This is a genomic window from uncultured Maritalea sp. (assembly GCF_937139385.1).
In the GTDB taxonomy this organism is placed as follows: domain Bacteria; phylum Pseudomonadota; class Alphaproteobacteria; order Rhizobiales; family Devosiaceae; genus Maritalea; species Maritalea porphyrae_A.
Map to the genome: position 1 here is coordinate 1 of NZ_CAKZPW010000296.1, position 5,359 is coordinate 5,359.

At 49.2% G+C, this 5,359-nt stretch carries 5 protein-coding genes and 1 pseudogene; all 6 read right to left on the reverse strand.

The window, feature by feature from the left end:
* Window positions 1-1,242: HAMP domain-containing sensor histidine kinase (locus tag Q0231_RS12245; RefSeq protein ID WP_299347863.1), on the reverse strand; the 1,242-nt coding region annotated here is incomplete at its 3' end.
* A gap of 35 nt (window positions 1,243-1,277) precedes the next feature.
* Window positions 1,278-1,937, reverse strand: a complete 660-nt coding sequence (locus Q0231_RS12250) for a response regulator transcription factor (RefSeq protein WP_269392294.1) — start codon at window positions 1,935-1,937, stop codon at window positions 1,278-1,280.
* A gap of 22 nt (window positions 1,938-1,959) precedes the next feature.
* A complete protein-coding gene (locus tag Q0231_RS12255) occupies window positions 1,960-2,292 on the reverse strand; it encodes a hypothetical protein (protein WP_269392295.1) in 333 nt (110 codons plus the stop codon).
* Window positions 2,293-2,337: 45 nt separating this feature from the next.
* Entirely contained in the window at window positions 2,338-3,099 is a 762-nt protein-coding gene (locus Q0231_RS12260) for a glycosyl hydrolase 108 family protein (protein WP_269392296.1), read from the reverse strand.
* Between the two features lie 4 nt (window positions 3,100-3,103).
* Complete coding sequence (locus Q0231_RS12265) at window positions 3,104-4,441, reverse strand: DUF2793 domain-containing protein (protein WP_299347864.1); 1,338 nt, start codon at window positions 4,439-4,441, stop codon at window positions 3,104-3,106.
* A pseudogene (locus Q0231_RS12270) lies at window positions 4,438-5,359 on the reverse strand (hypothetical protein); the annotation flags it as partial. The gene Q0231_RS12265 and the pseudogene Q0231_RS12270, both read right to left, overlap by 4 nt.

Sequence of the window (5,359 nt, forward strand, 5' to 3'; positions counted from 1 at the left end):
AAGCTCAATATCGCCTCCATACACAGTGATCAGCTCGTTGACAATACCGAGACCCAACCCAGAGCCTTGCACTTGCTCATCAAGTCGTCGCCCACGTTCAAAAACGCGTTTTTGCTGGCTGGAAGACAGCCCCAGTCCATCATCTTCCACAATGATTTGGAGTTGCTCATCATTTAGGTGTCGCAATTCCACCACTGCTTTCGACTTGGCCCACTTCATTGCATTGTCAACCACATTGCCCACAAGTTCGTCTAGGTCTTCGGCGTCCCCGCGAAAACTATGATTAAAGTCGGGATCGACAACCAGTGATACTGATTTGTTTTGAAACAGTTTATTCATGACAGAAACGATGCGCTCCATTGCTACGCGCACATCAGTTTTTTTGCCACGCGCGGCGGTCCGCGCTGCCAGTTGGGCGCGATCCAAATATCGAGAAACAATGCTTTGCATTTTGTCCAATTGCTGTTCGGCCACTTCCAATTTTTGGCCTGTCAGTTCGTTGCGCATTACAGCGATCGGTGTTTTCAAGCCATGTGCAAGATCACCGACTTGGTTTTTGGCGCGTTCCAAAATCTTGTCGTTGACGTCCAAAAGGGCGTTGATTTCAAGCTTAACTGGTAAAATTTCTCTTGGAAACTCGCCTTCTATTTTTGCGTGCGCACCCGTTCGAATGGCTTCAACTTCGCTTGACAAGCGCAACAATGGTCCAAGGCTAATACGTGCGACCAATGCGCAAAGGCCCGCCAAAAACACCCCGATTACAAGCAAGACCGTGATCGCCTGACTTTGAAAACTTGCGACCTCATTTGCAACTTCGTCCCAATCTGCGGTCACCGTAATCACGACGTAGTCCGTCTCTCCGACGAATAGTTTGCGCTCAAAAACCCGTAGCCGGTTGCCGTCTTCGTCCTGCAAATTGCCACGCCGCTTGTTTTCCGCGTTAAAGTCAATTTCCAGCGTCGGCAAAATTACGCCAAATGCAGAAGCAGACACACTTGCGATGCTTCCGCTTGAATCAACGATTTGCCAATACCAGCCTGAGCTTGGCGTCGTATAGCGTGGATCGATTGAGGGGAGATTATCTAAGCCCTCGCTATCCTCTACGAGCAAACGTGCAATTAGCGAGTCAGACTGACGAACAGCAATCTCGTCAATGCTGCGTGTGAGCGCTCGAGAATAGAGGTTTGACAACAAAATGCCAGTTAGCAGCAGCCCAATGCTCAATCCAATCGCAGTGAACAAAAAGACGCGCCAAGATATTGAAAGATTTTTGGGGATCACAATTTCGAAACTTTGTAGCCTAGTCCACGCACCGTTTGAATGAATTCCTGCGGGAGCTTTTTGCGCAGACGCCCTACGAAGACTTCGATCGTGTTTGAATCCCGATCAAAATCTTGATCGTAGAGGTGTTCGGTAAGCTCAGTGCGCGAGATTACCTTGTCCTGATGGTGCATCAAATACGACAAAAGCCGGAACTCGTGTGATGTGAGTTTGAGCGCCATACCATCCACGGTTACTTTGCTGCCAGCTGTGTCTAACCGAACGGCACCGTTCTCAATTTCGTTGGACGCGATACCAGCGGACCTGCGGACCAAAGCCCTTATGCGCGCCAAAACCTCTTCCATATGAAACGGCTTGGCAACATAATCGTCGGCACCCGCATCAATTCCTTGAACCTTGTCACTCCAGCGATCACGCGCGGTAAGCATCAACACCGGCATTATGCGTCCACTGCGCCGCCATTCTTCGACCACGGATATGCCATCCTTTTGCGGAAGTCCTATATCCAAAACCACAGCATCATAAGGTTCTGTATCGCCAAGAAAATGTCCTTCTTCGCCGTCGAACGCTTTGTCGACAACGTAGCCTGCATCTTCAAGAGCAGAACAGATTTGCCGGTTTAGGTCTTGATCATCTTCCACAACAAGTATGCGCATGTTTCCCCTCGGCAATTCTGCTTTAGTCATTACCTTTATACGGCGATCCATCGTCAGCGTACAAAGCAAACTTCTTTGTTCTGCCATAAGAGTCAACGACCTTGAAGAAATAAACGTATCGCCCTTTAACCTCACATAGCTTTTGGCCGTAAGTCTTTGCCCCCTTTTGTAGGCGCAACTTGCGTTCAATCTTGACAAAAGATGTAATCTTTTTCGCCTTCACCAAGGGAATGATGGCTTCGTTTGAAATACAAGTTTGCGATCGCTGGGCATAGGCACCTGCGGATCCGGCCAGCGCCAAACCGGCGGTGACCAAGAGTGCAAAGATTGCGATGTTTGCTGTGTTCTTTTTCATAGCAGCATGTCTAACAAACATCACATGAACGATAAATGAACACTATTAAGCGTTGGAGATTTCCGTCTTAATGCCCTTGCGCAAAAAGATGATCGCCAGCGACTCCATAATGAGCTGCGTGGCATTTCCTGCCTCAATTGCTGGCACATTAACGCCGAGTAGCTCCAACACACCGGAAAACAGCATGATCAAAGCAACGATATATGTTTTGTAGCCCGTAAAAACGTTCATTTTTGACTTTTCCTTATTTGATGATTTTCGAAGAATTTCTTGCGCTGCAGCCAGCACACCGGCGATCCGGTTGCTCCACCCTTTTCCAAAGACTTGGTAGGTGCGCAGTGACTTCAGGAATTTGTGGCGGCGAGCAACATATGTTTTAACAAGGTGACCCAACGTATGCTTGCGACAATAATTGTTGATGGCCGCGCGGGTTACAGGCCCCACAATACCGTCAGCTCTTACGTTCAACTGTCGTTGCAGCTGTTTGACGGCCCGTTGTGGTCCACTGTTGACGGCAAAATCAAACAGGACAAAGCCCAGCGCTTCTGGCAATTCATTTGCACCTGAACGCTGCCAATAGTGCACGAAGTATATTTTTGAAGCTTCGGTTCGACCAAGTTGCTTCACTTCAACTTTTGGCAATTTCCACCAGGGTTTAATACCGCGCCATGTGGCAAGGGTTCGTCGCGTTATGCCGAACTTCGTGGCACCACCAGGGTCCTTTGGGTGATCCGAATAGCCTCCCTCAAAACGCAAGACAAGGTTCAACGCGCGCTGAAAGCGCGGGTCCTTATATGATGAGTTCATGATGTTATTCTGCCATTTGGTGGGAAGGGATTAGACCGTCGTCAGGGCCAATACGAACAGCGTCCATAATGATCGCGGGCAGCGCCAAAAGAATTTCAACCCCACTTGTTGCGAACAATGGGAAAATTTCGCTTTCTTGATGTGTAGCATAACGCAACGCAGTATCCGCAATTGCATTAATATGCTGCCATCCATCGCTGGGTAAAATCTGCGCAAACGTCGCGAGTTTAACCCCGTTCAGCCATACATCGTGGTTGACCTCGGAAATCAGCGCAGTCCCGCTTAAAACATAAAAATAGGCGCCAAATGATTGCCTGGCGCCACCAACACGACCGTAAGAACAAAGCCTATATTTTGAGTTGCCAGATTGCGTATTCTCATAGGCGACACCAGCGCCGGCCAATAGTTTTGCGACATAAAATTCTGAAAGATAACGGGCCGCGGTGGGCTCCCTGATTTGATCCACCAGCTGCTTCACAATCATATTGTTCGCAGGATTGGCGCCACCATAATCAGTGCTATCGACTTGAAACTTGCTGAATTCGGACAGTATTGCGCCGTTTTCCATTGTCAAATAGGCGGGTGGAACAAAGTTCGATATTTGTCGCGTTTTCTCGGCAGCAAATCGACCGCAATCTGAAATAGAATTGACCTTCTGGGTCACCCCTTTGCTCAGGTGAGACAGGCCCGCAAGCAATGATAATTCGCCGTTCGACGGATTGAAAGTTGCAGCCGTTGTCCAATTAGCTCCATTCTCGCTTACTTTTACTGCCAACTCATCGCTGCCCGCCAATCCAATTTCGGCACGACCGGACCAAGCGTTCTTAAAGCTAATGCTGGTCGTGTTGCCGGCGGACGCCTTATTCAGTGTAAAACGCGCGTCCCCAGATCCTACATCGGGATTGGAAAGGAACGCACCTTCAGATTTGATAGCCAATCGATTGTATGGATCAGCATTTGTTCCCACACCTATTTGGCTGGCGTTTTGCATTTGTGTGGGAGGTTGGTCGAAACGAACCCAACCGGATGTTCCGAAGACATAAAGTTCCTGAGCTGTTTTGACCCAAGCCAACATACCGACTTTGGGGTCTAAAAATTGCCATCCATTTATGTCGTATGATGCAATCTTGCCCCCATGCGGTGCCCAGTCGCCGTTTGGGGTTTCCCCAATTTGCCAATTTTGACCAATGACAGGCGTTTCTGGCGGGTCGTTGATCCCAAGCCCTTCCAATGTCAGGTGCAAAAAGGCATCTAGGATACGCAATGCCTCATTGTGAGTTATGTGTTTTTGCGCCTGGTTGCTCTGTATCAGCGGCAAATTGAGGCGGTCGGTTTGGGTCAATTGAAAACTCCTAAAGCACTGTGGCCATTGCCCAGCGTTTGGCTGAACTGGCTAACTTTGAATTGGAATTGATTTGGTGGGGAACCAAAATCGAGCGCCTGTTGGGATGAGGTATAAATGTACGGCCCAACAAGGTTTTCGACGGTGCGGACAGGCGCTCCGGCACTCAGAATATCGACAGTAAATACGGGAGCGTTTGGCTCAAGCGGAATGTCGCCTGTTGGCCAAGAATTACCGCTCACCCGTCCTCGGCGTATCCATGAAATGAGGATATCTCCGTTCTGCAGCTTTCGGGTCCGCAAATGAGCTGGAGCCAATGGCAGATTTTCTTGGTCGGTGAGCTCTCCTGCCTCGACAATCGTTCCCGCACTTGTGATGCCTGCAACTGCGGATAATTGACTAAATTCGACATCGATACTTTGTCGTACGGCCCCTTCTAGAACCAAAAACTTTGCGCCCTGTGGAGCAGAAACCGCAGCAGCGAATTCGGTTTTATTTTGCCCGCGCAACAATGTGGACAATTGATATGTTTTTGGGGCGATCAGCTTTGCGTTTGCAAACCCGATTTCCTCCCAATTGCCGTTGCCATTGTTCACCAGCGCCCGATTTTCGCCGTTTAGCACACGGTTTTTGTCCAAAGAGCTCAGGTGTCCAAAAAACAGTTCCACTTGCAGTTGGGTCTTTGTGTCCCACGTCGATAATGTCGGTGCAGCGGGCAACTCGGATTTTGTAACGCCTAACCCCGAAGGATCGTTTATGCGCAGCAATTCAGTTTGGTGCGCATCAAGAATAGAGATTTTACCTGGCCAAGGCTTTGCATATGCAGCCACAACAAGGTGCCTCGCCGTTTCATCATTGTCGCTCGGGGGCACTTGAGCGACATATACTAGAGGTTCAGACACAGCCTCCATCACTGTG